General features: G+C 63.9%; 24 protein-coding genes. 2 read left to right on the forward strand and 22 right to left on the reverse strand.

Going from position 1 to position 26191, the window contains the following annotated elements:
- Positions 1-6: 6 nt before the first annotated feature.
- The 6 genes from atpA to AAIH46_RS18620 all read right to left on the reverse strand — a co-directional run bounded on the left by atpA (position 7) and on the right by AAIH46_RS18620 (position 7210).
- The gene (atpA, locus tag AAIH46_RS18595) at positions 7-1536 is read right to left on the reverse strand and encodes a F0F1 ATP synthase subunit alpha (protein ID WP_430307542.1); all 1530 of its coding nucleotides are present in this window, start codon (positions 1534-1536) and stop codon (positions 7-9) included.
- Entirely contained in the window at positions 1536-2102 is a 567-nt protein-coding gene (locus AAIH46_RS18600) for a F0F1 ATP synthase subunit delta (RefSeq protein ID WP_430307756.1), read from the reverse strand. The genes atpA and AAIH46_RS18600 overlap by 1 nt, the downstream gene beginning before the upstream one ends.
- Before the next feature lie 257 nt (positions 2103-2359).
- Positions 2360-2743 (reverse strand): DUF4345 domain-containing protein, encoded by a 384-nt coding sequence (locus AAIH46_RS18605; RefSeq protein WP_430307543.1) that lies wholly within the window; start codon positions 2741-2743, stop codon positions 2360-2362.
- A gap of 61 nt (positions 2744-2804) precedes the next feature.
- Complete coding sequence (locus AAIH46_RS18610; protein ID WP_430307544.1) at positions 2805-5033, reverse strand: primosomal protein N'; 2229 nt, start codon at positions 5031-5033, stop codon at positions 2805-2807.
- Positions 5034-5076: 43 nt separating this feature from the next.
- Positions 5077-6219: an AAA family ATPase gene (locus tag AAIH46_RS18615; RefSeq protein ID WP_430307545.1), complete on the reverse strand. Its 1143-nt coding sequence runs from the start codon at positions 6217-6219 to the stop codon at positions 5077-5079.
- Between the two features lie 64 nt (positions 6220-6283).
- A complete protein-coding gene (locus AAIH46_RS18620) occupies positions 6284-7210 on the reverse strand; it encodes a GNAT family N-acetyltransferase (protein WP_430307546.1) in 927 nt (308 codons plus the stop codon).
- Positions 7211-7343: 133 nt separating this feature from the next.
- Here AAIH46_RS18620 and AAIH46_RS18625 point away from each other — a divergent pair, with 133 nt between their 5' ends.
- Positions 7344-8279, forward strand: a complete 936-nt coding sequence (locus AAIH46_RS18625) for a tyrosine recombinase XerC (RefSeq protein WP_430307547.1) — start codon at positions 7344-7346, stop codon at positions 8277-8279.
- 76 nt (positions 8280-8355) lie between these two features.
- Entirely contained in the window at positions 8356-9432 is a 1077-nt protein-coding gene (locus tag AAIH46_RS18630; RefSeq protein ID WP_430307548.1) for a TraB/GumN family protein, read from the forward strand.
- 11 nt (positions 9433-9443) lie between these two features.
- On the opposite strand, the gene AAIH46_RS18635 is transcribed toward AAIH46_RS18630, so the two are convergent.
- From AAIH46_RS18635 to sdhC, 16 genes are all read right to left on the reverse strand, one after another.
- Complete coding sequence (locus AAIH46_RS18635) at positions 9444-9749, reverse strand: type II toxin-antitoxin system RelE/ParE family toxin (protein ID WP_430307549.1); 306 nt, start codon at positions 9747-9749, stop codon at positions 9444-9446.
- Positions 9746-10012: a ribbon-helix-helix domain-containing protein gene (locus AAIH46_RS18640; protein ID WP_430307551.1), complete on the reverse strand. Its 267-nt coding sequence runs from the start codon at positions 10010-10012 to the stop codon at positions 9746-9748. Before AAIH46_RS18640 ends, AAIH46_RS18635 begins: the two co-directional genes overlap by 4 nt.
- A gap of 71 nt (positions 10013-10083) precedes the next feature.
- The gene (gene lpdA, locus AAIH46_RS18645; RefSeq protein WP_430307552.1) at positions 10084-11490 is read right to left on the reverse strand and encodes a dihydrolipoyl dehydrogenase; all 1407 of its coding nucleotides are present in this window, start codon (positions 11488-11490) and stop codon (positions 10084-10086) included.
- 53 nt (positions 11491-11543) lie between these two features.
- Entirely contained in the window at positions 11544-11957 is a 414-nt protein-coding gene (locus AAIH46_RS18650; RefSeq protein ID WP_430307553.1) for an MAPEG family protein, read from the reverse strand.
- A 33-nt stretch (positions 11958-11990) separates the two neighbouring features.
- Positions 11991-13247: a 2-oxoglutarate dehydrogenase complex dihydrolipoyllysine-residue succinyltransferase gene (gene odhB / locus AAIH46_RS18655; protein WP_430307554.1), complete on the reverse strand. Its 1257-nt coding sequence runs from the start codon at positions 13245-13247 to the stop codon at positions 11991-11993.
- Positions 13248-13330: 83 nt separating this feature from the next.
- Positions 13331-16327 (reverse strand): 2-oxoglutarate dehydrogenase E1 component, encoded by a 2997-nt coding sequence (locus tag AAIH46_RS18660; RefSeq protein WP_430307555.1) that lies wholly within the window; start codon positions 16325-16327, stop codon positions 13331-13333.
- A gap of 187 nt (positions 16328-16514) precedes the next feature.
- Positions 16515-17417 carry a succinate--CoA ligase subunit alpha gene (sucD, locus tag AAIH46_RS18665; protein WP_430307556.1) on the reverse strand — a complete coding sequence of 301 codons (903 nt, stop codon included), beginning with the start codon at positions 17415-17417 and terminating at the stop codon, positions 16515-16517.
- A gap of 18 nt (positions 17418-17435) precedes the next feature.
- The gene (gene sucC, locus AAIH46_RS18670) at positions 17436-18629 is read right to left on the reverse strand and encodes an ADP-forming succinate--CoA ligase subunit beta (protein ID WP_430307557.1); all 1194 of its coding nucleotides are present in this window, start codon (positions 18627-18629) and stop codon (positions 17436-17438) included.
- A 33-nt stretch (positions 18630-18662) separates the two neighbouring features.
- Positions 18663-19625 carry a malate dehydrogenase gene (gene mdh / locus AAIH46_RS18675; RefSeq protein WP_430307558.1) on the reverse strand — a complete coding sequence of 321 codons (963 nt, stop codon included), beginning with the start codon at positions 19623-19625 and terminating at the stop codon, positions 18663-18665.
- Between the two features lie 157 nt (positions 19626-19782).
- Complete coding sequence (zapE, locus tag AAIH46_RS18680) at positions 19783-20964, reverse strand: cell division protein ZapE (RefSeq protein ID WP_430307559.1); 1182 nt, start codon at positions 20962-20964, stop codon at positions 19783-19785.
- 37 nt (positions 20965-21001) lie between these two features.
- Positions 21002-21535, reverse strand: a complete 534-nt coding sequence (locus AAIH46_RS18685) for an AprI/Inh family metalloprotease inhibitor (RefSeq protein ID WP_430307561.1) — start codon at positions 21533-21535, stop codon at positions 21002-21004.
- A 170-nt stretch (positions 21536-21705) separates the two neighbouring features.
- The gene (locus tag AAIH46_RS18690) at positions 21706-22485 is read right to left on the reverse strand and encodes a succinate dehydrogenase iron-sulfur subunit (protein ID WP_430307562.1); all 780 of its coding nucleotides are present in this window, start codon (positions 22483-22485) and stop codon (positions 21706-21708) included.
- The gene (locus AAIH46_RS18695) at positions 22478-23398 is read right to left on the reverse strand and encodes a glycosyltransferase family 25 protein (RefSeq protein ID WP_430307563.1); all 921 of its coding nucleotides are present in this window, start codon (positions 23396-23398) and stop codon (positions 22478-22480) included. The genes AAIH46_RS18690 and AAIH46_RS18695 overlap by 8 nt, the downstream gene beginning before the upstream one ends.
- Positions 23399-23407: 9 nt before the next feature.
- Positions 23408-25249, reverse strand: coding sequence for a succinate dehydrogenase flavoprotein subunit (gene sdhA, locus AAIH46_RS18700; RefSeq protein WP_430307564.1), 1842 nt, complete (start codon positions 25247-25249; stop codon positions 23408-23410).
- A 7-nt stretch (positions 25250-25256) separates the two neighbouring features.
- Positions 25257-25637, reverse strand: coding sequence for a succinate dehydrogenase, hydrophobic membrane anchor protein (gene sdhD / locus AAIH46_RS18705; protein ID WP_430307565.1), 381 nt, complete (start codon positions 25635-25637; stop codon positions 25257-25259).
- Positions 25638-25648: 11 nt separating this feature from the next.
- Positions 25649-26041, reverse strand: a complete 393-nt coding sequence (sdhC, locus tag AAIH46_RS18710) for a succinate dehydrogenase, cytochrome b556 subunit (protein WP_430307567.1) — start codon at positions 26039-26041, stop codon at positions 25649-25651.
- Positions 26042-26191: the final 150 nt, after the last annotated feature.

A 26191-nucleotide genomic window follows, 5' to 3' on the forward strand; every position in this document is an offset into this window, starting at 1 on the left:
CCGTTTTCAGGCGAAAGACTTGGCGAACGAATCGAGCGCTGCCTTGAGCTTTGCCTTCGTGTCGTCGGAAACCTGCTTCTCGGTGCGGATTGCCTCGAGAACGCCGTTGCCTTCGGTGCGCAGGTAGTTGAGCAGACCCTGCTCGAACTTGCCGACCTGATCGACGGGGATCTTGTCGAGGTAGCCGTTGACGCCAGCGAAGATCACCGAAACCTGCTCTTCCGTCTTCAGCGGCGAGAACTGCGGCTGCTTCAGGAGTTCCGTCAGGCGTGCGCCGCGGTTCAAGAGGCGCTGCGTCGAGGCGTCGAGGTCGGAGCCGAACTGGGCGAATGCCGCCATTTCGCGGTACTGCGCAAGCTCGCCCTTGATCGAGCCAGCAACCTGCTTCATCGCCTTGACCTGAGCGGCCGAGCCGACGCGCGATACCGACAGACCGACGTTAACGGCCGGACGGATACCCTGGTAGAACAGGTCGGTTTCGAGGAAGATCTGGCCGTCGGTGATCGAGATCACGTTGGTCGGAATGAAGGCCGACACGTCGTTGCCCTGGGTTTCGATGACCGGCAGTGCCGTCAGCGAGCCGGAGCCGCGCTCGTCGGAAAGCTTTGCAGCGCGCTCGAGGAGACGCGAGTGCAGGTAGAAGACGTCGCCCGGATAGGCTTCGCGGCCCGGCGGGCGGCGCAGCAGCAGCGACATCTGGCGGTAGGCGACAGCCTGCTTGGACAGATCGTCATAGGCGATCAGCGCGTGCTGGCCGTTGTCGCGGAAGTATTCACCCATCGCGCAGCCGGCGAACGGTGCGAGATACTGCATCGGAGCCGGATCGGACGCCGTTGCCGCAACGATGATCGAGTACTGCAGTGCGCCGCGCTCTTCCAGAACCTTGACGAACTGGGCAACCGTCGAGCGCTTCTGGCCGATGGCCACGTAGACGCAGAACAGCTTCTCGTTCTCAGGGCCGTTGTCGTGGATGGCCTTCTGGTTGAGGATCGTGTCGAGAATGATGGCGGTCTTGCCGGTCTGACGGTCGCCGATGACAAGCTCGCGCTGGCCGCGGCCAACCGGGATCAGGGCGTCGATGGCCTTGAGGCCCGTCGACATCGGCTCATGCACCGACTTGCGCGGGATGATGCCGGGAGCCTTCACGTCGACGCGCGAACGACGCGTCGTGGCGATCGGGCCCTTGCCGTCGATCGGGTTGCCGAGCGCGTCGACGACGCGGCCGAGCAGTTCCGGACCAACCGGCACGTCGACGATGGCGCCGGTGCGCTTGACGGTGTCGCCTTCCTTGATGTCGCGGTCGGATCCGAAGATAACGACGCCGACATTGTCGGATTCAAGGTTGAGCGCCATGCCGCGGATGCCGCCCGGGAACTCGACCATTTCACCGGCCTGGACATTGTCGAGACCGTAGACGCGAGCGATACCGTCGCCGACGGACAGGACCTGACCGACTTCCGAAACTTCGGCATCCTGGCCGAAGTTCTTGATCTGATCCTTGAGAATTGCGGAAATTTCCGCTGCACGGATATCCATCAGCCGACCTCTTTCAATGCAAGCTTAAGAGTGGAAAGTTTGGTGCGAAGGGAACTGTCGATCTGGCGCGACCCCACCTTGACGATCAGGCCACCGAGAATGGTGGGGTCGACCGTCATGGCAATCGTGACGTCCTTACCGGTGACGCCCTTCAGCGCCGACTTCAATTCTTGTTCCTGCGCTGCAGACAGCGCATGGGCCGAGACGACCTCGGCGGTAACTTCATCCCGGTGACGGGCAACGATATCGCGGAATGCGCGGATCATGCCGGGCAACGCAAACAGACGGCGATTGCCGGCGACGACCTTGAGGAAGTTCGCAACGACGCCGCGGACACCGGCCTTGTCCGCCAGCGCAGCCACGGCACGCGCCTGATCTGCGGACGAAAAGACAGGGCTGGCGATGAGACGCTTGAGATCATCACTCTCGTCGATCATTGCCTGAAAACGGTCAAGATCGGCGCGCACCTGATCGACGGCATTCGCTTCGAGCGCCAGCTCGAAAAGCGAGGATGCGTAACGATCGGCCACGCTGGAAGTCTGATGGGATGTGTCTGCCACGGGCACAAATTCCCTGATTATCACCCAATCGCGGAGCCTGCTTTCCCAAGTCAGACAAGCGGTTGAATATGCTTCTATTTCTCGAATTCGACCGAGGTCAGCCCCAGGCGTTTTTTCGAAATTCGCGGTTCGTCTAGCATAGGACACAGGGACTCGCAACACGCGCAGCCCCGGAAAGAGCCTTATCTGCAAGGGCTTGAAACGATTTTGTCTCAATCCGTGAAGAAATGCGCGGATCGGCCTCCTCCCGGCCTCCTCAGCCTTCAGAAGTAGCCGAACACATAGCCGAGCGGCAAGCACGAAACCACAACCTGAAGCAGCATAAAGCCGATGTTGCGAGGCGTCGCTCCACGATCGGCAAACACCGAGATCAGCCGTCCAAGCGCACCGAGTGCCACCGCGGCACCGACGGCGAGATAGATCCAGTCCTGTGCCAGGAGAAGTGCCGTGCCGCCGAGACCGAGATACATGCCACCGGTCGAGCGCGTCGCGCCGTAGCCCTCCGGCGTCACCACGCCGACCGAGAATCCGGCCGCCTTGAGCGCCGCTGACGGCATCAGAAACAGCACGAGGCCGGCCAGGGCGACAAGCGCTGCGCCGATGAAGGCAAGCTGTTCGGGAAGTTCGCTGGGGAAGTAGAGTTCCATGCCGGATCCTTGGACATGCCGCACGTAAAGTGCGCCGGCCATAGCAGCCGGAGCGTGATTCTCAAAGGAAGCTTTGCGGATCGACGTCGAGCTGCACCTGCACCGTGCCCCGCACTTTCGGCCCGCTGCCGAGCAGCGTGCGCAGATAGGACTGCATGTCGCTGTTGCGCTTGCCATGCACCAGAAGCCGGAAGCGGTGCCGACCGCGCACCAGTGCAAGCGGTGCTTCGGCAGGCCCGAGCACGGCGATGCCGGCGACATGCGGGGCGGCGGCCCGCAGCCCGCGCGCATGGGTTTCGGCATCAGCGCGGCTGTCGGCCGAGACGATGATCGAGGCGAGCCGGCCGAACGGCGGCAGCACGGCCTTTTCCCTCTCGTTGATCTCCCGCTCGTAGAAGGCATAGGCATCGCCCGAGACGATCGCCTGCATCACCGGATGCTGCGGCTGGTAGGTCTGCAGCAGCCCGTGGCTCTTCAGTCCGGTTCGGCCCGCACGGCCGGTCACCTGGCTCAAGAGCTGGAAGGTGCGCTCGGCGGCGCGCGGATCGCCGTTCGCCAGACCGAGATCGGCATCGATGATGCCGACCAGCGTCATCAGCGGGAAATTGTGGCCCTTGGCGACCAGCTGCGTCCCGATGACGATGTCTGCCTCGCCATTGGCGATGGCTTCAAGCTCGATGCGCATGCGCTTCATGCCGCCCAGGAGATCGGACGACATGACGATGGTGCGCGCATCGGGAAAATGCTTCTCCACCTCTTCGGCGATCCGCTCGACGCCAGGGCCGCAGGCGACCAGATGATCCAGCGTGCCGCATTCCGGGCAAGCCTCCGGCGTGCGCTCCGAATGGCCGCACTGATGGCACTGCAGCTGGCTCTTGAAGCGGTGCTCGACAAGCCAGCTCGAACATTGCGGGCACTGGAAGCGATGGCCGCAGACGCGGCAGAGCGTCAGCGGTGCATAGCCGCGGCGATTGAGGAAGAGCAGCGCCTGCTGGCCCTTCTCGATGGTCTTCTTCACCGCCCGCAGCATGACCGGCGACAGGAAGCCGCCGCGTTCGGGGGGATGCCGGCGCATGTCGACGAGATGCAGGTCCGGCATCGCCGCATCGCCGAAGCGGGTCGGCAGGTGGACCATGTGATAGCGGCCGGTCTGGCCGTTGACCTGGCTTTCCACCGACGGCGTCGCCGACACCAGGACCACCGGGAACTGGCCGATGCGGGCGCGCACCACCGCCATGTCGCGGGCATTGTAGAAAACCCGGTCCTCCTGCTTGTAGGCAGGATCGTGCTCCTCGTCGACGACGATGAGGCCCAGCTCCTCGAACGGCAGGAACAGCGCCGAACGGGCGCCGGCGACCACCCTCACCTCGCCGGTCACCACGCCGCGCCAGACCTTTTCGCGCATCCGCGGCGACAGGTCGGAATGCCATTCGGCCGGCTTGGCGCCGAACCGCTCCTGGAACCGGTCGAGGAAGCTGGCGGTCAGGGCGATTTCCGGCAGCAGGATCAGCACCTGTTTGCCGGTGCGCAGCGCTTGCGCAATCGCCTCGAAATACACCTCGGTCTTGCCCGACCCGGTGACGCCGTCGATCAGGGCTGCCGAAAACCCGCCCTCCTGCATCGTCTCGACGATTTCCGAAGCCGCCTGCTTCTGCGGCCCTTCGATGCGCGGTGCGACGTAATCGGGATCGGGGCGCGCCACCACCGGCGGCGGCGGTAGAAAGGTGGTCTCGAAAAGGCCGTGCCGGATGAGGCCGTCGACGACACTCATCGACACACCCGCCGCATGCGAAAGGCCGATGCGCGTCCACACCGCCCCATCCGCCACCCGCTCGAGAACGCGGGCGCGCGCCGGCGTCATCCGGTCCGGTGCGCCGCCCAGAAAGCGCAGCGCCTCGACCATCGGTTCCGGGTCCAGGGCTGCCGGTGCCCGTACCGCCATACGCGCCACCAGACCGGGTGGAGACAGCGTATAGGATGCCACCCAGTCGATGAAGCGGCGCATCTCGCCGGTCAGCGGCGGGCAGTCGAAGACGAGCGTGATCGGCCGGAGCTTTTTCGGGTCGAGCGGCCTGCCGCTGTCGGCGTCCGGGTCGTCCCAGACGACGCCGATGACATGACGCGGCCCGAGCGGAACCTGCACCACCGAACCCGGCTCGACCGCCATGCCTTCCGGCACCGCATAGCTGTACGCTTCCGGCACCGGTAGCGGCACCAGGACGGGAACGGTACGGGTCATCTCGGGCGCTTTGAAAAGCTTGCCGAAGAGGTCGGACGAATCTTTAGCCATTGAGCGGGACCATGCCCCGATGCGGAACAAAAGGGAACCGGAATCAGATCTCGTCGTCCTCGTCGTCGATCACGCCGGTCAGACGCATGCCCTCGATCCAGGTGGCGCCCTCCCGCCGGATGACCCGCTTCGACCGCGTGCCGCAGCGCGCTTCCACCGCCGCGGCCAGCACTTCCGAATGAGTGACGATCCACACCTGGCTGGCGCGCGACGCCTCGGCGATCATGTCTGCCAGCGGCGGCAGCATGTCGGGATGCAGGCTCGCTTCCGGCTCGTTGAGGGCAATCAGCGGCGGCTGCCTGTAGGACATCAACCCGGCCGCCAGGCCGAGGAAGCGCAACTGCCCGTCCGACAGCTCGCGCGGCTGGAAAACCCGGAGCGGAAATTCCGGAAAGACCAGGCCGAACTCGGCATGCTCGCCCGGCTCCGGCACGGAGAGCCTGGCGCCACCGAGGGCAGCGGAGATTGCCCGCGCAAGTTCCACCGTGTCGCCGCGGATGTGCACGAGCGTCGCGAACACGGCAGCCAGATTGCTGCCGTCCTCGTCGAGCAGCGGCGAGGTCACCGCCAGGCAGGGCTGCCTCAGCGGCGAGGCGCGGTCGGTCCGAAAGCCATGGAAGAAGCGCCAGCTGTCGATCATGCGGCGGAAGGTGCCGATCTCCGGATAGTGGCCGGCATCGCCGAGAAGCGCGATGGCGGTCTCGGAAGTCATCGCCTGCTCCGGATATTCCTGCATGCGCCCGGTCGGCCCGCGCACCATGATGCCGGGTCCCGCCCGTTTCATCATGGTCACCGGTCGCGAACCGGTTTCAACCGACAGCTCCTCGGCCTTGACCTGCGGCTCGAAGGCAAATCCGGCTGCCGCCTCGAGCGGCCGCAGTCCGGCCTCGACGCGATAGCGGAAAGTGATGGCGCGCTCCTCGTCCAGCACCTCCACCTCGAACTTGATGCGGAAGTTCTTCTCCGCGCGGCGTTGCCCTGACCACAGCGCCGACGCCATGCCGCCTTCGGCAGCAATCTCGTGTGCCAGCGTGCCGCGCACCGCCGCCTGCACCAGCTGCAGGGCGCGGTAGAGATTGGACTTGCCGACGCCGTTTTCGCCGATGAACAGGTTGACGCCGGCGAGATCCATGCGGATCGCCCGCAGCGAGCGGTAGTTTGCGGCAAACATCGAGCGAAGCAGCATCTGCCATTCCTAGCGCAGGACCGCGGTCGGATGAACCGGGGTCGTTGATCCATGGGCGGATCGCTCAGGCGGCGGTCATCGCCGACGATCCCGGCGGCTGAAACACGGCGTCGCCATCGGCGGCCAGTTCACTCACCGTATGGTGCTCCAGCGCCCTGGTCACCTCTGCTGGATCGCCGTCCAGCTGGTGGGGCAGGATCATCTGGCCGATGGAGAAATCGAAGTGGCCGCCCTTCTTGTTGAGCAGTTCGTAGAACACCGTCATGTCGCGCAGTTCCGTCGACCACTTGGCGAACCAGTAGAACAGGCCGGAATTGCGCGCCGTCAGATGCACCGGCAGGATCGGCAGATTGTACTTGCGCGCCAGCCCGACGGCCGAGGTCTTCCAAGGCCGCTCGTTGAGCCGGCCGTTCTCCCAGTAGGCGATGCGGCCGGAGGGAAAAAGCACCGTCACCTTGCCGGCCTCCACCGCGTGGTTGGTCAGCCGCAGCGTCTCGCGCGCCTTGAGCTTCGACTTGTGCTCCTCGCGCCATTCGACCGGGATGATCATCTCGGAAAACCGCGGATTGACGCGCACCGCATCGCGGTTGGCAAAGAACATCATGTCGGGACGACGTTCCTTGAGGAGATCGAAGACCGCGACGCCGTCGGCAATGCCGGTCGGGTGGTTGCTGACCAGGATGAAGCCGCCCGACGACGGAATGCGCTGCGGGTTGCGCACGCGGATATCGAGCTTCAGCAGGTTGCTCAGGTGCTCGAAGGACTGGAAGCCGGACAGGCTCTCGATGTCGTTGGTGAAGCGGATCGCCCGGCTGTAGCGCAGCAGCGAATACAGGAAAGGCCGCATGACCGGCCACAGCGGATGGTGGACGATGCGCGTGCCGCGCTCGGCAATCAGCGTATCGACGATATGGCCCGGGCTGCCGTGGGATACGAGGGCAATCGCCTCGGCTAATTGCCCGAACGCGGACAAGGCTTCACGGCGCTGCATAAGAACTCCCGCCAAACATGCACAGCTTTATCGCAATCCACTGTGATCGAAACGTGACGGTGCCCTCTTAGCGAATTGGTAACGCCACCGCCATCAATGTGGTGCCTGAGCCCACAAAAACAATGGACCTGGCGTGAACGAGATCCTTATCCTGGCGGCGCCTGACCTGCTGGAGCAGCGGCGGCAATGGCTGGACCAGTTGTCGGGCGAGCGGCGGCTGGCGGCAAACACGCTGCAGGCCTACGAACGGGACACGCGGCAGTTCCTGACCTTCCTGACCACGCATCTTGGCCATCCGCCGGCTCTGTCGCACATCCACACCCTGCGCACCGCCGACCTTCGCGCCTTTCTCGCCAAGCGGCGAAGGGACGGCTCCGGCGCCCGCTCGCTCGGCCGGCATCTGGCAGGCCTGCGGTCGTTCCTGCGCTACCTGGAACGCAAGGGCCTGATCAACGCCGCCGCCGCCGGCGCCATCCGCGCGCCGCGCCAGCCGAAATCGCTGCCCAAGCCGCTCACCGACCGCCAGGCCGTAGAGCTGGTGACCCGCCAGGCGCAGCTCAACGACGAGCCATGGATCGCCGCCCGCGACGCCGCCGTGCTGACGCTGCTCTATGGCTGCGGCCTGCGCATCGCCGAGGCGCTGGACCTGACGCCCGCCGACCTGCCGGGAGATGCCCGTACGCTCAGGGTCACCGGCAAGGGCGGAAAGACGCGGATCGTGCCGGTGCTCGACGTCGTGCCGCGCGCCATCGACGAGTATCGCAAGCTCTGCCCCTACCATCTCGACGACGACCAGCCGCTGTTTCGCGGCGCCCGCGGTGGAAAGCTGCAGCCGGCGATTATCCAGCGCGAGATGCAGAAGCTGCGCGGCGCGATGGGGCTGCCCGACAGCGCCACGCCGCATGCGCTGCGCCACTCCTTCGCGACCCACCTCCTGGCAGGCGGGGGCGACCTGCGCACCATCCAGGAACTGCTCGGCCACGCCAGCCTGTCTACGACGCAGATCTACACCGGCGTCGACCAGGCGCGGCTGCTGGAAGTCTACGACCGCGCCCATCCGCGCGCCTGAGGAACAGGCCGGCAGACACCGCATTAACCATGTTCGTTAAGCCTCTCTGCTCCTCCACAGGGTTAAAGCGATCCCCATGACCCATCGCATCTTCCCCGATCTTCGTTCTGTCCGCCGGGAGCCCGGCGACCAGGCCCTCTGGCTGCTGGCCGCACTGCACGTGCTGGCGTTTCTGACGTTCCTGGTCGTGCTCGGTCTTGCGGTCCCGGCACGCGCGGCGGGCGACACGTGCGACGGAGCCAACATCCTCACCGAGATGAAAGCCCGCGATCCATCCGCCTATGCGGGACTGATGTCGGAAGCGGATCAAGTCGAGAACGGCCGGGGTCTGTTCTGGAAGATCGACCGGCCGGGCCTAGCGCCCTCCTGGCTGCTCGGCACCATGCATGTGACCGATCCGCGGGTGCTCGCCATGCCGAAGGGTGCCGCCGAAGCCCGCGATGCGGCAAAGGTGATCGTCGTTGAATCCGACGAGATCCTCGACGAGAAGCAGGCGATGGCGAAGATGCTCCTCAAGCCCGAGCTGACGATGATGACCGACGGCGCGACGATCCTGTCGTTCCTGTCGCCGCAGGATGCGGCAAAGCTCGAGGCGTCGCTGAAGAAGCGCGGCATTCCGCTTGCCGCCGTCTCGCGCATGCAGCCGTGGATGCTGTCGAGCTTCATCGCCCTGCCGGCCTGTGAGCTTGCCCGCAAGGCCGAGGGCGCCTCCTTCCTCGACAAGCAGATTGCCGAGCAGGCGGTCGCGGCCGGCAAGCCGGTGAAGGGGCTGGAGACGATGCAGGAGCAGCTCTCGGCCATGGCGTCGATCCCGACGGACTTCCACATCAAGTCGCTGATGGAGATGATCGCCATGGGCGACCGGATGGACGACGTGACCGCGACGATGACCGACCTCTATGTGTCCGGTGAAATCGGCATGACCATGCCGATGCTGAAGGCGGTGGCACCGGACGGTACCGAGGGCGAAGGCTATGCCGAGTTCGAGGAGCGCATCGTCACCCGCCGCAACCACACCATGGCCGAGCGCGCTTTGCCGATGCTGAACGAGGGCGGTGCCTTCATCGCCGTCGGTGCGCTGCACCTAGTTGGCAAGGACGGGCTGGTAAGCCTCCTGCGCCAGCAGGGGTTCGCGGTGACGCGGGTCGACTGATCGAAAGGCTGTCAATCCTTTGGCCAGATCGAGCTGTCGATATTCTGACCGGCATAGTAGATACGCAAGATTGTTGTAACGCCGTCCTGCAGGCGGTAGGCAACGATCACCCGCCGCTTCAAAACATGTGTCCGGACGCCCGGAGCCAGATCATTCCGACTGCGCCCACGCTCCGGCATGGCCTCAAGATCATCGCAAAACGACCTAATCCTGCGTACGAAAGCGATGGCCCGCTGTGGGCTGTCCGCAGCGATGAAATGGTAAATCTGTTCGAGATCGGCTTCTGCAACAGGATGAAACAGAACCCGGCTGATCATCCGCGGTCGTTTTTCGTACGGTCGGCATGGAGACGCTCCAGCCGCTCGAAGACCTGCTCGGCCGGCACTCCCGGCCGGGGATCATCAAGCGCCGCCCGGATTCCTCCATCGATGACATGATCAAACCGATCGTTTTCGCGATCCAATGCGCCCAGCGCTGCCTTCACGACGGCTGCCGGCGAGCCGTAAATGCCGCTATCGATATGCGCATCGATCGCATCGATCACCTCGGGGGGAAGCTGAAGGCTGGCTTTCTCGTTCAACGCCGCATCCTCGAATGCAAAAAGGGCAGGACATCATCCTACCCTTTGCACTTTTACGCAATGCGACCAAATCACATGTGGATCGGCTTGAAGAAGGTGGCGAGCGCTGCTTCCTTGACGGCTTCCGACATCGTCGGGTGCGCGTGGCAGGTGCGGCCGAGGTCTTCCGACGAACCGCCGAATTCCATCAGCACCGCGGCCTCGTGGATCATTTCGCCGGCGCCGAAGCCGATGATGTGAACGCCGAGCACGCGGTCGGTATCCTTGTCGGCCAGAACCTTGACGAAACCTTCCGTCGCCAGCATGGCGCGCGCACGGCCATTGGCCATGAACGGGAACTTGCCGACCTTGTAGGCGGTGCCGGCCGACTTCAGCTCTTCCTCGGTCTTGCCGACTGAGGCGACTTCCGGCTGCGTGTAGACGACGCCCGGAATGACGTCGTAGTTCACGTGGCCGTGCTGGCCGGCGAGAATTTCGGCGAGCGCCACGCCCTCGTCTTCCGCCTTGTGGGCAAGCATCGGGCCCTTGACCACGTCGCCGATGGCATAGATGCCCGGGACGTTGGTCGCGTAGTGGCCGTCGATCTCGACGCGGCCGCGGTTGTCGAGCACGACGCCCGCTTCTTCCAGCCCGAGGCCGGCGGTGAACGGCTTGCGGCCGGTGGAGATCAGCACCACGTCGGCATCGACGGTCTGGGCTTCGCCGCCCTTGACCGGCTCGAAGGTGACCTTGGCGCCGGTCTCGGACTTCTCGACGCCGGTGACCTTGGCGCCGAGCTTGAAGTCCATGCCCTGCTTGGCGAGGATGCGCTGGAACTGCTTGGAGACTTCACCGTCCATGCCGCCGAGGATGGTGTCGAGATATTCGACGACGGTGACCTTGGCGCCGAGACGCATCCATACCGAGCCGAGCTCGAGGCCGATCACGCCGCCGCCGACGACCACCATGTGGGCCGGGACCTTTTCAAGCGCGATGCCGCCGGTCGACGAGACGATGACCTTCTCGTCGATCTCGACCTGCACGCCCGGAATGCCGGCAACGTCGGAGCCGGTGGCGATGACGATGTTCTTGGTTTCGAGTTCCTGCGCGGAGCCGTCTTCGGCGGTCACCGAGACCTTGCCGGCGGAGACGATCTTGCCGGTGCCGATGAAGGTCTCGATCTTGTTCTTCTTGAACAGGAAGGCGACGCCGTCGACGTTCGACTTCACCGTCGCGTCCTTATGGCCCATCATCTTCTCGAGGTTGAGCGTGGTGCCGGAGACCTCGACCCCCAGCTCTTCCATGCCGTGCTTGGCGTGGGCGAAGACTTCCGACGCGTGCAGCAGCGCCTTCGACGGGATGCAGCCGACATTGAGACAGGTGCCGCCGAAGGTGGCGCGCTTCTCGACCACGGCAACCTTCATGCCGAGCTGGGCAGCCTTGATTGCGCAGACATAGCCGCCAGGGCCGGTGCCGATAACGATGAGATCATAAGCCATGCAGTTAAGTCCTTTTTAGAAACGTTGCGTTTGCCTGATGTGCCCGGGGCAGTTCAGGCAACCAGGGCGAACATCATGATCAGCAACCCGGCGACGCTCACCAGCCAGACGAGAGAGCGGATATACGGAATGCCGGTGAGATAGAGCGGGATATAGGCGATGCGGGCGATCAGCCACATCCAGGCGCCGCCGATGCCAAGGCCGGACGGATCGCCGATGAAGGCAAGGCCGAGCAGCAGGCCGATGAAGGCCGGATAGGTTTCCTGAAAGTTCTTCGAGGCGCGGGCGGCGCGACCGGCCATCACTCCCGTCGGCTGCTTGTCGGCATCCCGCGGACCGGCGTTCCAGGTCGATCCCAGCTCGCGGGTCGCGAGAATCCCCTGCAAGCCAATATGGAAGAGCAGGATGACAACGCTGAGCGAGAGCAGCACGACAAGATGCGCGGCGTTTGCCGAAATCGGATCCATGCTGCTCTCCTCAGTTCGATGTCACGTGGTTTTTTAGAGATCGAGAACCAGGCGTTCCGGATCTTCCAGGCTTTCCTTGACGCGCACCAGGAAGGTGACGGCTTCCTTGCCGTCGACGATGCGGTGATCGTAGGAGAGCGCCAGGTACATCATCGGACGGATGACGATCTGGCCGCCGACGACAACCGGACGCTCCTGGATCTTGTGCATGCCAAGAATGCCCGACTGCGGTGCGTTGAGGATCGGCGAGGACATCAGCGAGCCGTAGACGCCACCATTGGTGATGGTGAAGGTGCCGCCCTGCATGTCGGCCATGCCGAGCGTGCCGTCGCGGGCAGCCTTGGCGAGACGGCCGAGTTCCTTTTCGACGCCGGCGATCGACAGCTGGTCGGCGTCACGGATGACCGGAACAACGAGACCCTTGTCGGTGCCGACGGCCATGCCGACGTGGCAATAGTTCTTGTAGACGAGATCGGTACCGTCGATCTCGGCGTTGACGGCCGGCAGTTCCTTCAGCGCATGGGTGACGGCCTTGGTGAAGAAGCCCATGAAGCCGAGCTTGACGCCGTGCTTCTTCTCGAACACGTCCTTGTAGCGGTTGCGCAGGTCCATGACCGCCTTCATGTCCACCTCGTTGTAGGTGGTCAGCATGGCAGCCGTGTTCTGGGCGTCCTTGAGGCGCTTGGCGATCGTCTGGCGCAGGCGGGTCATCTTGACGCGCTCTTCGCGCGCCGCATCCTCGGTGGACGACGGAGCGCGCGGTGCGGCCGGAACCGCTGCCGGCGCGGCAGCCGGAGCCGAGGTTCCCTTGGCGACGGCAGCGATCACGTCGCCCTTCAGCACCTGGCCACGCTTGCCTGAGCCGTCGATGTCGGAGGTCGAGAGATTGTTGTCGGCGGCAAGCTTCGCGGCAGCCGGGGCTGGCGGCATCGACGAGCCGGCAGTCGCGTGCGGTGCGGCGGCAGGTGCCGGAGCGGCAGCGGCCGGCGCTGCAGGAGCGGCAGCCGGAGCCGGAGCGGCAGCCGGAGCCGGAGCCGATGCGGACCCGGCGGCGCCTTCGGCGATCTGCCCGAGCAGCGCGCCGAGACCGACCGTATCGCCGGCCTGTGCGACGATTTCCGTCAGCACGCCCGATGCCGGGGCCGGAACTTCGACCGTCACCTTGTCGGTTTCCAGTTCGACGATCGGTTCATCGGCCTTCACCGTGTCGCCGACCTTCTTGAACCAGGTGCCGATGGTTGCCTCGCTGACGGATTCCCCAAGCGTTGGGACGCGGATTTCGGTGGCCATGATCTGTTTCCGTGTTTGTCAGATGTATTTTCGAACGGGTGAAGGGGCGGCTGAAAACTCAGCCGCCGCCAAGCGACTGGAGATCAGCCGCCGAGTGCGTCTTCGAGGAAGGCTTCCAGCTGCGCCAGATGCTTGGACATCAGGCCCGTCGCCGGAGAGGCGGCAGCCGGACGGCCGGTGTAGCGGACGCGCTGGTACTTGGCGTCGATATGCGCCAGCACCCATTCGAGATACGGGTCGATGAACGCCCAGGCACCCATGTTCTTGGGCTCTTCCTGGCACCACACCATTTCCGCATGGCGGAACCGCGACAGCTCGTTGATCAGCGCCTTGGCCGGGAACGGATAGAGCTGTTCCAGACGCAGCAGGTAGATGTCGTCGATGCCGCGCTTTTCGCGCTCTTCCAGAAGGTCGTAGTAGACCTTGCCGGTGCACATCACGACGCGACGGATCTTGGCGTCCTTCTGCAGCTTGATCGGGCCGTCCTTGATGACTTCCGCATCGTCCCAGAGCAGGCGGTGGAACGAGCTTTCGCCCGCCATTTCCGCCAGCGTCGAGGTGGCGCGCTTGTGGCGCAGCAGCGACTTCGGCGTCATCAGGATCAGCGGCTTGCGGAAGTCGCGCTTCATCTGCCGGCGCAGGATGTGGAAGTAGTTGGCCGGCGTCGAGACGTTGGCAACCTGCATGTTGTCTTCGGCGCACATCTGCAGCCAGCGCTCGAGGCGCGCCGACGAATGCTCCGGACCCTGGCCTTCATAGCCGTGCGGCAGAAGGCAGACGAGGCCCGACATGCGCAGCCACTTGCGCTCACCCGACGAGATGAACTGGTCGAAGACGACCTGCGCACCGTTGGCGAAATCGCCGAACTGGGCTTCCCAGAGGGTGAGCGCGTTCGGACGGGCCAGCGAGTAGCCGTATTCGAAGCCGAGCACGGCCTCTTCCGACAGCATCGAGTTGATGACTTCGTAGCGCGCCTGGGTTGGCGACAGGTTGGCAAGCGGAATGTAGCGCTCTTCGGTGTCCTGATCGTAAAGCACCGAGTGACGCTGCGAGAAGGTGCCGCGTTCACAATCCTGGCCGGACAGACGCACCTTGTGGCCGTCGACGGCGAGCGACCCGAAGGCGAAGGCTTCCGCCATCGCCCAGTCGATCCCCTCGCCGGTCTCGACCATCTGCGCGCGGTTGTCCATGAACCGCTTGATGGTTCGGTGAGCGTTGAAGCCGTCCGGAATGGTCGACAGCTTGCGGCCGATTTCCTTGAGGCTCTTCATCGGCACGGCGGTCTTGCCGCGACGCTGCTCGTCGGCGTTATCGGCCGAGCGCAGGCCCGTCCACTGGCCGTCCAGCCAGTCGGCCTTGTTCGGCTTGTAGCTCTGGCCGGCTTCGAATTCCTGTTCCAGATGGGCGCGCCAGTCGGCCTTCAGCTTCTGGTATTCACCGTCGGTGATGACGTTTTCGGCGATCAGACGCTCGGCGTAGAGCTCGGCAACCGGCTTGTGGCCGCGGATGACCTTGTACATCTTCGGCTGCGTGAACGCCGGCTCGTCGCCTTCGTTATGGCCGAAGCGACGGTAGCAGAACATGTCCACGACCACCGGCTTGTGGAACTTCATGCGGAATTCGGTGGCGATCTTGGCGGCGTAGACGACAGCTTCCGGATCGTCGCCGTTGACGTGGAAGATCGGCGCCTCGATCATCTTGGCGACATCCGACGGATAGGGCGACGAACGCGAATAGGCCGGATTGGTGGTGAAGCCGATCTGGTTGTTGATGATGAAATGCAGCGTCCCTGCAACGCGGTGACCGCGCAGGCCCGACAGCCCGAGGATTTCGGCGGTCACGCCCTGGCCGGCGAACGCGGCATCGCCGTGCAGCAGCAGCGGCAGGACCTTGGCGCGTTCCTTCAGCGGGATGACGTCGCCATCCCAGGACTTGGCGATCATGTCCTGCTTGGCGCGGGCCTTGCCCATCACCACCGGGTTGACGATTTCCAGGTGCGACGGGTTGGCGGTCAGCGACAGGTGCACCTTGTTGCCGTCGAACTCGCGGTCCGAGGAGGCGCCGAGGTGGTACTTGACGTCGCCCGAGCCTTCGACTTCGTCGGGCTTGAAGGAGCCGCCCTTGAACTCGTGGAACACCGCGCGATGCGGCTTGTGCATGACGTTGGTCAAGACGTTCAGACGGCCGCGATGGGCCATGCCGAGCACGACTTCTTCCAGTCCGTCCTGGCCGCCGCGCTTGATGATCTGCTCGAGTGCCGGGATCAGCGATTCACCGCCATCGAGACCAAAGCGCTTGGTGCCCTTGTACTTGACGTCGATGAACTGCTCGAAGCCTTCCGACTCGACGAGCTTCTGGAGGATCGCCTTCTTGCCTTCCGGGGTGAACTCGACGCCCTTGCCCGGGCCTTCGATGCGCTCCTGGATCCACGCCTTCTCTTCAGGGTTGGAGATGTGCATGAACTCGACGCCGAGCGTCGAACAGTAGGTGCGCTCGAGAATATCGATCATCTCGCGGACCGACGCGTATTCGAGGCCCAGCACGTTGTCGATGAAGATCTTACGGTCGTAATCGGCCTCGGTGAAGCCGTAGGCGGTCGGCGACAGCTCGTTGTAGTCCTCGACCGGCGCTGCAAGGCCAAGCGGATCGAGCTTGGCATGCAGGTGGCCGCGCATGCGGTAGGCGCGGATCATCATGATGGCGCGCACGCTGTCGCGCGTCGCCTGCAGGACGGCGGTCGGATCGAGCGGCGTGCCGGCAGCAGCAGCGGTGGCCTCGGCCTTCGCCTGAACCTTCTTCTCGATTGCCTTCTCGACGACCGGCCAATTGCCGTCGAGCGCCGAGATCAGCTCGCCGTTGGCCGGGATCGGCCAGTTCTTGCGCTGCCAGGAGGCGCCCTTGGCGGCCTTCTTCACGTCATCCGGATTATCGGCCAGCGCTTTGAAGAAGGACTGCCATTCGGGACCGACGGAATTCGGATCCTCCTCGTAGCGAGCGTAGAGCTGCTCGATATAGGCGGCGTTCGCGCCGTCGAGGAACGAGGTGATGAGAAACTGCTCGTTGGCTTCTTGCCGTGCCATGATGCTTCCGCGGGCTGTAACACCCGCCTCCTGACGTAATTGGGGGCCGGATCTTGGATAAGCGCCGACCGTCGCTTGCAGTGCGTATGCTGCCGTAAGGCCCGCAAAAACCCGGGAGCGGCATGGGCAGGCGGATCCAACCGGATCCGCCTGCCCTGAAAGTGTATCAGCTGACGTGAATGTGGCGTCAGCCCTTCAGAACTTCAACCAGCGTCTTGCCGAGGCGGGCCGGCGAAGGCGACACCTTGATGCCGGCGGCTTCCATGGCGGAGATCTTCGATTCCGCATCGCCCTTGCCACCCGAAACGACGGCGCCGGCATGACCCATGGTGCGGCCCTTCGGCGCGGTGCGGCCGGCGATGAAGCCTGCCATCGGCTTCTTGCGGCCCTTCTTGGCTTCGTCGATGAGGAACTGTGCGGCATCCTCTTCGGCAGAACCGCCGATTTCGCCGATCATGATGATCGACTGGGTGGCTTCGTCGGCGAGGAACATTTCCAGAACGTCGATGAACTCGGTGCCCTTGACCGGGTCGCCGCCGATACCGACGGCGGTCGTCTGGCCGAGGCCTTCGTTCGAGGTCTGGAACACGGCCTCATAGGTCAGCGTGCCGGAGCGCGACACGATGCCGACCGAGCCCTTGCGGAAGATCGAGCCCGGCATGATGCCGATCTTGCATTCTTCCGGCGTCAGGATGCCCGGGCAGTTGGGGCCGAGAAGACGCGACTTCGACTTTTCGAGCCGTGCCTTGACGCGCACCATGTCCATGACCGGGATGCCCTCGGTGATGCAGGTGATGAACGGCACTTCGGCGTCGATCGCTTCGATGATCGCGTCCGCTGCGCCTGCCGGCGGAACGTAGATGACCGAGGCGTCGGCACCCGTGCGTTCCTTGGCTTCGGCGACGGAAGCGAAGATCGGCAGGCTTTCACCCTTCGAGCCGGTCCAGGTTTCGCCACCCTTCTTGGGGTGGATGCCGCCGACCATCTGCGTTGCGTAATAGGCAAGCGCCTGTTCGGTGTGGAAGGTGCCGGTCTTGCCGGTCAGGCCCTGAACCAGGACCTTGGTGTCTTTATTGACGAGAATGGACATTATTTCCGGTCCTTCAAATTAGGCGTTGATCGCAGCGACGATCTTCTTGGCGGCGTCGTCCAAGTCGTCGGCGGCCGTGATCGCAAGGCCCGATTCGTTCAGGATCTTCTTGCCAAGCTCGACATTGGTGCCTTCCAGACGAACGACCAGCGGAACCTTGAGGCCGACTTCCTGGACGGCGGCGACGACGCCTTCAGCGATGACGTCGCACTTCATGATGCCGCCGAAGATGTTGACGAGGATGCCCTCGACCTTCGGGTCTGCGGTGATGATCTTGAAGGCGGCCGCAACCTTCTCCTTGCCGGCGCCACCGCCGACGTCGCAGAAGTTTGCCGGCTCCTTGCCGTACAGCTTGATGATGTCCATCGTCGCCATGGCAAGGCCTGCGCCGTTGACCATGCAGCCGATGTTGCCGTCGAGCGCCACGTAAGCGAGGTCCCACTTGGAGGCTTCGATTTCCTTGGCGTCTTCCTCGGTTTCGTCACGCAGCGCCTTGACGTCGTCGTGGCGGAACATGGCGTTGCCGTCGAACGACACCTTGGCGTCGAGAACGCGCAGGTGATCGTTCTTCATGACGATCAGCGGGTTGATCTCGAGGAGCGCCATGTCCTTCTCGCTGAAGGCCTTGTAGAGGATCGGGAACAGCGACTTGGCATCTTCCGCGGCAGCGCCGGAGAGTTCCAGGGCCTTGGAGATCGCAGCGATGTTGTCGGCCGTGACGCCTACTTCCGGATCGATGGCGATCGTGTGGATCTTTTCCGGCGTGTCGTGGGCGACAGCCTCGATGTCCATGCCACCTTCCGTCGAAACGACGAAGGCGACGCGACCGACCGAACGGTCGACGAGAAGCGAGCAGTAGAGTTCGCGGGAGATGTCGGCGCCGTCTTCGATGTAGAGACGGTTCACCTGCTTGCCGGCCTCACCCGTCTGGGCGGTGACCAGCGTGTTGCCGAACATTTCCTTGGCGTGGCTCTTGGCTTCGTCGATCGAGAAGGCCAGGCGAACGCCGCCCTTGGCATCCGGGCCGAGTTCCTTGAACTTGCCCTTGCCGCGGCCGCCCGCATGGATCTGGCTCTTCACCACGTAGAGCGGGCCGGGCAGCTGCTTTGCGGCAGCTTCGGCTTCTTCCGCGGAAAAGATCGCCACACCTTCGGCGACCGGTGCGCCGTAGCTCTTCAGAAGAGCCTTGGCCTGGTATTCATGGATGTTCATCGTCTGGTCCTTAGGGTCTCGGCCGTATGGCGATTACTTGAGAGCGGGAGCGATGGTCGTGCAGGCTTCGCAGAGGCCGGCAACCGCATCGACGGACTTCTGGAAAGCCGCCTGTTCGTCGCTGTTGAGATCGATTTCGATGATGCGCTCGATGCCGCCGGCGCCGATCACGGTCGGCACACCGACATACATGTCGTTGACGCCGTACTGGCCGGAGAGATAGGCGGCGCAGGGCAGGACGCGCTTCTTGTCCTTGAGGAAGGATTCCGCCATCTCGATCGCCGAGGCGGCCGGGGCGTAATAGGCAGAGCCGGTCTTCAACAGGCCGACGATTTCCGCGCCGCCATCACGGGTGCGCTGGATGATCTGCTCGAGGCGCTCGGCGGTGACCCAGCCCATCTTCACGAGGTCGGTGAGCGGGATGCCGCCGATGGTCGAGTAGCGGGCGAGCGGCACCATGGTATCACCGTGGCCGCCGAGAACGAAGGCGGTGACGTCCTGGACGGACACGTTGAATTCTTCGGAGAGGAAGAGGCGGAAGCGCGAGCTATCCAGTACGCCGGCCATGCCAACGACCATGTTCTTCGGCAGGCCGGAGAACTTCTGCAGCGCCCAGACCATCGCGTCGAGCGGGTTGGTGATGCAGATGACGAAGGCGTTCGGGGCATACTTCTTGATGCCGGCGCCGACCTGTTCCATGACCTTGAGGTTGATGCCGAGCAGGTCGTCGCGGCTCATGCCCGGCTTGCGGGCGACGCCGGCGGTGACGATGCAGACGTCAGCGCCTTCGATGGCTGCGTAATCGCTGGCGCCGGAGAGCTTGGCGTTGAAGCCTTCGACCGGGCCGGACTGAGCAATGTCGAGACCCTTGCCCTGAGGTACGCCGTCGGCGATGTCGAACAGGACGATGTCGCCGAGCTCCTTGAGGCTGGCGAGGTGAGCCAGCGTGCCGCCGATCATGCCGGAACCGATAAGTGCAATCTTTTTGCGAGCCATTGAGAAGCTTCCTCTCCATTCGAATGCATGGCCGGCATGAGACCTGTCGACCGGTAGGGCTTTCGATTAGCCCGGATGCCGTAAAATGGCAAACGATTCTTTGGAAGCTGGAATTTCAATCGGTTAGACTATAAAATTCTTACGTAAACGTAAGAGATTATGTCGCTGAAGTGTCATCCCGGGCGCGCTTCGCCCTGTGCAGTGCGAGATAATCCGGGCTGCGCATCTCGTAGAGGCGGGAGATCGTCCGGTCGAACTCGAAGCCCTCGGTACTACGCTTTTCCGTCAGCAATGCGTCAGGCGTCGCCGCTGCCGAAATGAACAGCCGCACGCTCTTGTCGTAAAATGCATCGACCATGTTGATGAAACGTTTCGTCTGGTTGCGTTTCTCAGGTCCGAGCAACGGCACGCCCTCGACGAACACGACGTCGTAGCGGGCAGCAATCTCCAGGTAGTCGGCAGCGGCAAGCGGCTTGTCGCAGATATCGGCAAAGCCGAAGCGTGCAGCCCGCCCTGCAGCGCAGGGGACGTGAATGCTGCGGCCGTTGCGGGGGATTTCGGCCGGAGCCACCTTTGCCCCGTCAGTCATCTGGTGCCAGGCAGTTTCGAGCGCCACGTCGGCCTTCCCGCCAAGCGGTGACAGGTAGACGGGCAGGCTGGCGAGCTTCTCCATGCGGTAGTCGGTTGGCGAATTCAGCGTCGTCACGTCGACATACTGCGTCATCAGCGTCAGGAACGGCAGGAAGAGCGAGCGGTTGAGGCCGTCGCGGTAGAGGTCGTCGGGCGCCACGTTGGAGGTCGCGACCAGCACGCAGCCGAGCGAGAAGAGTTCGGTGAAAAGCCGCCCGAGGATCATCGCGTCAGCGATGTCGGTGACCGAGAACTCATCGAAGCAGAGGAGCTGCGCCTCGGCGAACAGGTCGGCGGCGACCGGCGGCACCGGATCGGCCTGCTTCGTCTCGCCGGCCTTCAGCTTCTGCCGGTGGGCATGGATGCGGGCATGCACATCCGCCATGAATTCGTGGAAGTGGCAGCGGCGCTTGGCGGCCACCGGAGCCTTGGAGAAGAACATGTCCATCAGCATGGTCTTGCCGCGGCCGACCGAGCCGTAGACATACAGGCCGCGGATACCGTTCTCCGAGCGACGGGCCTTGCGGGCGAACAGCCAGCCGAGGGCGCTGGTCTTCTTCGCCGGCACGCGCTCGCGCAACTGCGCCAGCACATGATCGAGCTTGGCAGCGACGGCCATCTGCGCCTTGTCGAGCTGCAGCGTACCCGCCGCCGTCATGGACGTCAGCTCATCGCTGACGCTGTTGTTGTAGTCCGGGAGTTGTGCCATCGATGAGCCCTATCGGGCGGGCGCGGGAGACGTCCGCTTAGCGGCTGAGGCTGATCGCCTGTCCGGAATTGGTCGTGCCGTCGAAACGTGTCTCGCCGCTCTTGTAGACCCGGCCGATCACGTCGCCGCTGCGGTTCTTGAACTGCACGGTCTTGCCCGACACTTCCCAGGAGCCCATCGCCGTCAACTCGCCGACGCAGCCGCGCGTACCGCCGCGCGATCCGCCGCCGAGATTGGTGAGCGTCAGGAACATGTCGCAGCTGCTGCCGGCATTGTTGACGCGCCAGTTGCCGACCATTGACTCCTTGGTGACATCGAGCGCGGTTGCCGGCGCTTCGCCGCCGCCTGGCGGCAGGGACGCCATCTGCGTGTTACCAGCGGGAGCGGCCGGGAACTGCGACGAACCGGCAGCGCCCGGAGGCGGAAGCTGGTTCGACTGGACCTGAGGAACAGGCTGGGCCTGCAGAGGGGCAGGACCTGGCAGATTGGTGTAGGGATCGCTGGAGGTTCTTTGGCAGCCGGAAAGGGACACCGCAACCAGAACGCCGGTCACCACATATCTCAACTGCATCTTAAAGCTCCCGCTAACCGCTTCCGCACGCACCGCGCGCACGTCTGTCTCTGAATTACCGTCAATAGCCGTTTCAAATCAAGCCATCGATCCGGTCCAGGCCCGCGTTTCGGGCCGCCTCCCGCGCAGATGGCTCACATCTGCGCGAGTTCAAGGGCGGCCGACGGATGTCAGACCCGCCGCTCGATCATCATCTTCTTGATCTCGGCGATTGCCTTGGCCGGATTGAGGCCCTTCGGACAGGTCTGGGCACAGTTCATGATGGTGTGGCAGCGATAGAGGCGGAACGGATCCTCGAGGTCGTCGAGACGCTCGCCCTTGGCTTCGTCTCTGGAGTCGATCAGCCAGCGATAGGCCTGCAGGAGGACTGCCGGACCGAGATAGCGGTCGCCGTTCCACCAGTAGCTGGGACAGGATGCCGAGCAGCAGGCGCACAGGATGCACTCGTAGAGACCGTCGAGCTTCATGCGGTCGTCGTGGCTCTGCTTCCACTCCTTGACCGGCGGCGGCGAGACCGTCTTCAGCCAGGGCTCGATCGAGCGGTGCTGGGCGTAGAAGTTCGTCAGATCCGGCACCAGATCCTTCACCACCGGCATATGCGGCAGAGGATAGACCTTCACGCTGCCCTTCACGTCGTCCATGCCCTTGGTGCAGGCGAGCGTGTTGGATCCGTCGATGTTCATCGCGCACGACCCGCAGATGCCCTCGCGACAGGAGCGACGCAGCGTCAGGGTCGGGTCGATGTTGTTCTTGATGTACAGGAGACCATCGAGAACCATCGGACCGCAATTGTCCACGTCGATGTAGTAGGTATCGATGCGCGGGTTCTCGCCGTCGTCCGGGTTCCAGCGATAGATGCGGTACTCGCGAAGGTTCGTGGCGCCGGCCGGCTTCGGCCAGGTCTTGCCTTCGGTCATCTTGGAGTTTTTCGGGAGAGCAAGTTCAACCATTGCTGGACCTTCGATCATCGGCGGAGACCGCCGTTTTGTTACCTCGGTTATAATCATCCGGCGCCCAGGGCGCCATGGTCGCTTTCACGAGTATATGGGGACGCCCGTCACAGGCTGCCCACAAAAGCGCAAGCCGTTCCATTGCCCGCCGCAGCGCCGTTACCGGACCGCGCATGAAAGAGCCGCCGCGCCTGGCCTGCTTTTCCCCGCGATCTGTCGCGATCACGCTTGCGGCACCCGACTGCATCACCGTCCACGGCGACACGTCCGCCAGCCGCAGCCCGTGCAGGGACGGCGTCCAGAGAAAATCGTCGGCCGGAACGAGCAGCCGGCCAATCCGCGCCAGAAGCTGCTCGGCCGCTGGTCGCGTGAGAAGATAGGCAGCCGCACCCGAACAGGGTCGCAGCGACCGCACCAGACGATGCCCGCCAAGTTCCGCGAGCGGCATGCTCCGTCGCCCGCCCGCGCGATAAATGCCTTCCAGCTTGACGATATCGGCGTCGAAACCCTTCGCCAGCAGCGATCTCAGCGTCGGTTCGAAACCCGGCTGCGGAGCGGCATCATCCTCGAGCACCAGCGCGTGCTGGAAATCGCTTGCGAGAAACTGGCGCCAGGCCATCACATGGCCGGCCAGGCAGGCTTCCTCCGTCAGCATGAACCGGCGGTTGCGGTGCAAGTTCCACCCGAGCCCCTGGCCGTCATCGGCCAAGGCCGTGCCGCGCACCGACAGAACCGCCTGCGGATCGTTTCGCGCATCGACGCCGGCCACCCGGTGGAGCGGCCAGGCGAGGCTGCCGAAGCCGGCCTCGATGGCCGCCCAGCGATCCGGCGACCGGTCGAGGTTGATCGCGAACAGGCCAAGTGGCCTCCCCCCAGGGACGCTTTTACGGGCATCTATGCGGGAGGCCACCATGTTCATCGATCAGTACACGCGGGCCTTCGGCTCGATCTTCACGGGATCGATGCCCTCGGCGATGAGGTCGGTGTGCACCGGCCGGTAGTCGAGCTTGACGTCACCCTCCGGCGACACCCAGGCCAGCGAATGCTTGCGCCAGTTGACGTCGTCTCGGCCGGCGAAAGCGCCTTCGGTGTAATCCTCGCGGGCGTGGCTGCCGCGGCTTTCCTTGCGGGCCTCGGCGCTGAACACCGTGCTGATGGCGTTGGCCATCAGGTTCTGCAGTTCCAGCGTCTCGACGAGGTCGGAGTTCCAGATCATCGACCGGTCGGTGACCTTGATGTCCTTCATCTCGCTCCAGATCGACGACAGCCGCTTGCAGCCCGATTCCAGCGATTCCTGGGTCCGGAAGACGGCGGCGTCTTCCTGCATGGCGCGCTGCATCTTGTCGCGCAGCACCGCGGTCGGCGTGCCGCCCTGGGCGTGACGCAGGCCGTCGAAGCGGTCCATGATCTTGTCGCAGGCAGCGATGTTGAGAGCCGGCACCGGCGATACCCGGTCGATGACCTGGCCGGCGCGGATGGCGGCGGCACGGCCGAAGACCACCAGGTCGATCAGCGAGTTGGAGCCGAGGCGGTTGGCGCCGTGCACCGAGGCGCAGCCGGCTTCGCCGACGGCCATCAGGCCCGGCAGCAAACGCTCCGGGTTCTCGCTGTCGGCGTTCAGCACTTCGCCCCAGTAGTTGGTCGGAATGCCGCCCATGTTGTAGTGGACCGTCGGCAGCACCGGGATCGGCTCGCGCGTCACGTCGACACCAGCAAAGATCTTGGCGCTTTCCGAGATGCCCGGCAGGCGTTCATGCAGAACGGCCGGATCCAGGTGATCCAGATGCAGGAAGATGTGGTCCTTGTTCTTGCCGACGCCGCGACCCTCGCGGATTTCCAGCGTCATGCAGCGCGACACCACGTCACGCGAGGCAAGGTCCTTGGCCGAGGGAGCATAGCGCTCCATGAAGCGCTCGCCTTCGGAATTGACGAGATAGCCGCCTTCGCCGCGCGCGCCCTCGGTGATCAGACAACCTGAGCCGTAGATGCCGGTCGGGTGGAACTGGACGAACTCCATGTCCTGCAGCGGCAGGCCGGCGCGGGCCACCATGCCACCACCGTCGCCGGTGCAGGTATGGGCGGACGTTGCCGAGAAGTAGGCGCGGCCGTAGCCGCCGGTCGCCAGCACCACCATCTTGGCGGCGAAGCGATGGATCGTGCCGTCATCGAGGTTCCAGGCGACGACGCCGGTGCAGCGGCCATCGTCCGACATGATCAGGTCGAGGGCAAAATACTCGATGAAGAATTCGGCGTTGTGCTTAAGCGACTGGCCGTAGAGCGTGTGCAGGATGGCGTGACCCGTACGGTCGGCGGCGGCGCAGGTGCGCTGCACAGGAGGACCGGCGCCAAAGTTCTGCATGTGGCCGCCGAATGGCCGCTGGTAAATCTTGCCCTCTTCGTTACGCGAGAAGGGCACGCCGTAATGCTCGAGCTCGTAGACGGCCTTGGGCGCTTCCATGACCATGTACTGCATGGCATCGACGTCGCCGAGCCAGTCGGAGCCCTTGACCGTATCGTAGAGGTGCCACTGCCACGAGTCCGGCGTCATGTTCTGCAGCGAGGCTGCAATGCCGCCCTGGGCTGCGACCGTGTGGCTGCGGGTCGGGAAGACCTTGGTGATGCAGGCCGTCTTGAACCCCTGCTCGGCCATGCCGAGCGTGGCGCGAAGGCCAGCCCCGCCGGCGCCGACGACGATCACGTCGTAGGAGTGGTCGACATAGGTGTAGGCCTTGCCGTTCTGGGCGATGGGAGTGATCGATGCCATGGGATGATTATCCTGCGAATGCGATCTTCAAGGCGGCGACAAGACAGAGCCCGCCGACCAGAAGCGAAAAGAAGGCGTTGAGCATCAGAAGCGCGAGCTTCATGACCTCGGAATGGATATAGTCCTGAATGACCTCTTCCATGCCGAGCTTCATGTGCACGATGCTGGCAATGATCGTCAGCGCATTGATGGTCGCGACGAACGGATTGGACAGCGCCGAGACGACATCCGCATAAGGCCGGCCGGCATACATGATGAGGAAGACGACGTAGAAGAGAAGCAGCGGCACCAGTGCGATCGACGTGGTGCGAACCTTCCAGAAATGATCGGTTCCGCTCTTGGCCGAGCCAAGCCCGCGAACCTTGCCGAGCGGCGTGCGCATGTCCATGAGGTAACTCCTTAGCGTACGATCAGCACGATGGCCCAGACGACGACCGTCAGGACGATCGAAGCCACCAGGTTTGCCTTGGCGAGCAGCGTCGAGGTTTCCTTCTCGAAGCCGTAGCCGAGATCCCACATCAGGTGGCGCAGCCCGCCCAGCAGGTGATGCAGCATGGCCCAGGTGTAGCCGAACAGGATGACCTGTCCTACGATGGAGCCGAAGAACCAGTTCACCTGATTGAACGTCTGTTCGCCCGATGCCGCGGCGAGCAGCCAGGCAGCCACCAGGATCGTGCCGAAATACAGCGCGCCGCCAGTGATGCGGTGCACGATCGACATGGCCATGGTGGGGATGAAACGATAAATTTGCAGGTGCGGCGACAACGGCCGATTATTTGTCACATTCGCCATCATATCCTCGCGGCGTTCATGCGCATTCACGCGGGAGCGCTTCCGGCAATGCACCATGCCGAGAAAATGTGCATTGCATCATCGGGTGGTTTACTCATCGGATGGTCAGACCACAAGCCGATTCCAGAGCGATTTCAAATTTAATCGATT

The organism is Rhizobium sp. 0TCS1.26 (assembly GCF_050455525.1).
Taxonomy (GTDB): Bacteria; Pseudomonadota; Alphaproteobacteria; order Rhizobiales; family Rhizobiaceae; genus Neorhizobium.

What these genes read in the sequence shown, in the direction of transcription:
- atpA (WP_430307542.1), bottom strand. Translation starts at nt 1,536, where the DNA reads ATGGATATCCGTGCAGCGGAAATTTCCGCAATTCTCAAGGATCAGATC.
- AAIH46_RS18605 (WP_430307543.1), bottom strand. Translation starts at nt 2,743, where the DNA reads ATGGAACTCTACTTCCCCAGCGAACTTCCCGAACAGCTTGCCTTCATC.
- AAIH46_RS18610 (WP_430307544.1), bottom strand. Translation starts at nt 5,033, where the DNA reads ATGGCTAAAGATTCGTCCGACCTCTTCGGCAAGCTTTTCAAAGCGCCC.
- AAIH46_RS18615 (WP_430307545.1), bottom strand. Translation starts at nt 6,219, where the DNA reads ATGCTGCTTCGCTCGATGTTTGCCGCAAACTACCGCTCGCTGCGGGCG.
- AAIH46_RS18620 (WP_430307546.1), bottom strand. Translation starts at nt 7,210, where the DNA reads ATGCAGCGCCGTGAAGCCTTGTCCGCGTTCGGGCAATTAGCCGAGGCG.
- AAIH46_RS18630 (WP_430307548.1), top strand. Translation starts at nt 8,356, where the DNA reads ATGACCCATCGCATCTTCCCCGATCTTCGTTCTGTCCGCCGGGAGCCC.
- AAIH46_RS18635 (WP_430307549.1), bottom strand. Translation starts at nt 9,749, where the DNA reads ATGATCAGCCGGGTTCTGTTTCATCCTGTTGCAGAAGCCGATCTCGAA.
- lpdA (WP_430307552.1), bottom strand. Translation starts at nt 11,490, where the DNA reads ATGGCTTATGATCTCATCGTTATCGGCACCGGCCCTGGCGGCTATGTC.
- AAIH46_RS18650 (WP_430307553.1), bottom strand. Translation starts at nt 11,957, where the DNA reads ATGGATCCGATTTCGGCAAACGCCGCGCATCTTGTCGTGCTGCTCTCG.
- odhB (WP_430307554.1), bottom strand. Translation starts at nt 13,247, where the DNA reads ATGGCCACCGAAATCCGCGTCCCAACGCTTGGGGAATCCGTCAGCGAG.
- AAIH46_RS18660 (WP_430307555.1), bottom strand. Translation starts at nt 16,327, where the DNA reads ATGGCACGGCAAGAAGCCAACGAGCAGTTTCTCATCACCTCGTTCCTC.
- sucD (WP_430307556.1), bottom strand. Translation starts at nt 17,417, where the DNA reads ATGTCCATTCTCGTCAATAAAGACACCAAGGTCCTGGTTCAGGGCCTG.
- sucC (WP_430307557.1), bottom strand. Translation starts at nt 18,629, where the DNA reads ATGAACATCCATGAATACCAGGCCAAGGCTCTTCTGAAGAGCTACGGC.
- mdh (WP_430307558.1), bottom strand. Translation starts at nt 19,625, where the DNA reads ATGGCTCGCAAAAAGATTGCACTTATCGGTTCCGGCATGATCGGCGGC.
- zapE (WP_430307559.1), bottom strand. Translation starts at nt 20,964, where the DNA reads ATGGCACAACTCCCGGACTACAACAACAGCGTCAGCGATGAGCTGACG.
- AAIH46_RS18685 (WP_430307561.1), bottom strand. Translation starts at nt 21,535, where the DNA reads ATGCAGTTGAGATATGTGGTGACCGGCGTTCTGGTTGCGGTGTCCCTT.
- AAIH46_RS18690 (WP_430307562.1), bottom strand. Translation starts at nt 22,485, where the DNA reads ATGGTTGAACTTGCTCTCCCGAAAAACTCCAAGATGACCGAAGGCAAG.
- AAIH46_RS18695 (WP_430307563.1), bottom strand. Translation starts at nt 23,398, where the DNA reads ATGGTGGCCTCCCGCATAGATGCCCGTAAAAGCGTCCCTGGGGGGAGG.
- sdhA (WP_430307564.1), bottom strand. Translation starts at nt 25,249, where the DNA reads ATGGCATCGATCACTCCCATCGCCCAGAACGGCAAGGCCTACACCTAT.
- sdhD (WP_430307565.1), bottom strand. Translation starts at nt 25,637, where the DNA reads ATGGACATGCGCACGCCGCTCGGCAAGGTTCGCGGGCTTGGCTCGGCC.
- sdhC (WP_430307567.1), bottom strand. Translation starts at nt 26,041, where the DNA reads ATGGCGAATGTGACAAATAATCGGCCGTTGTCGCCGCACCTGCAAATT.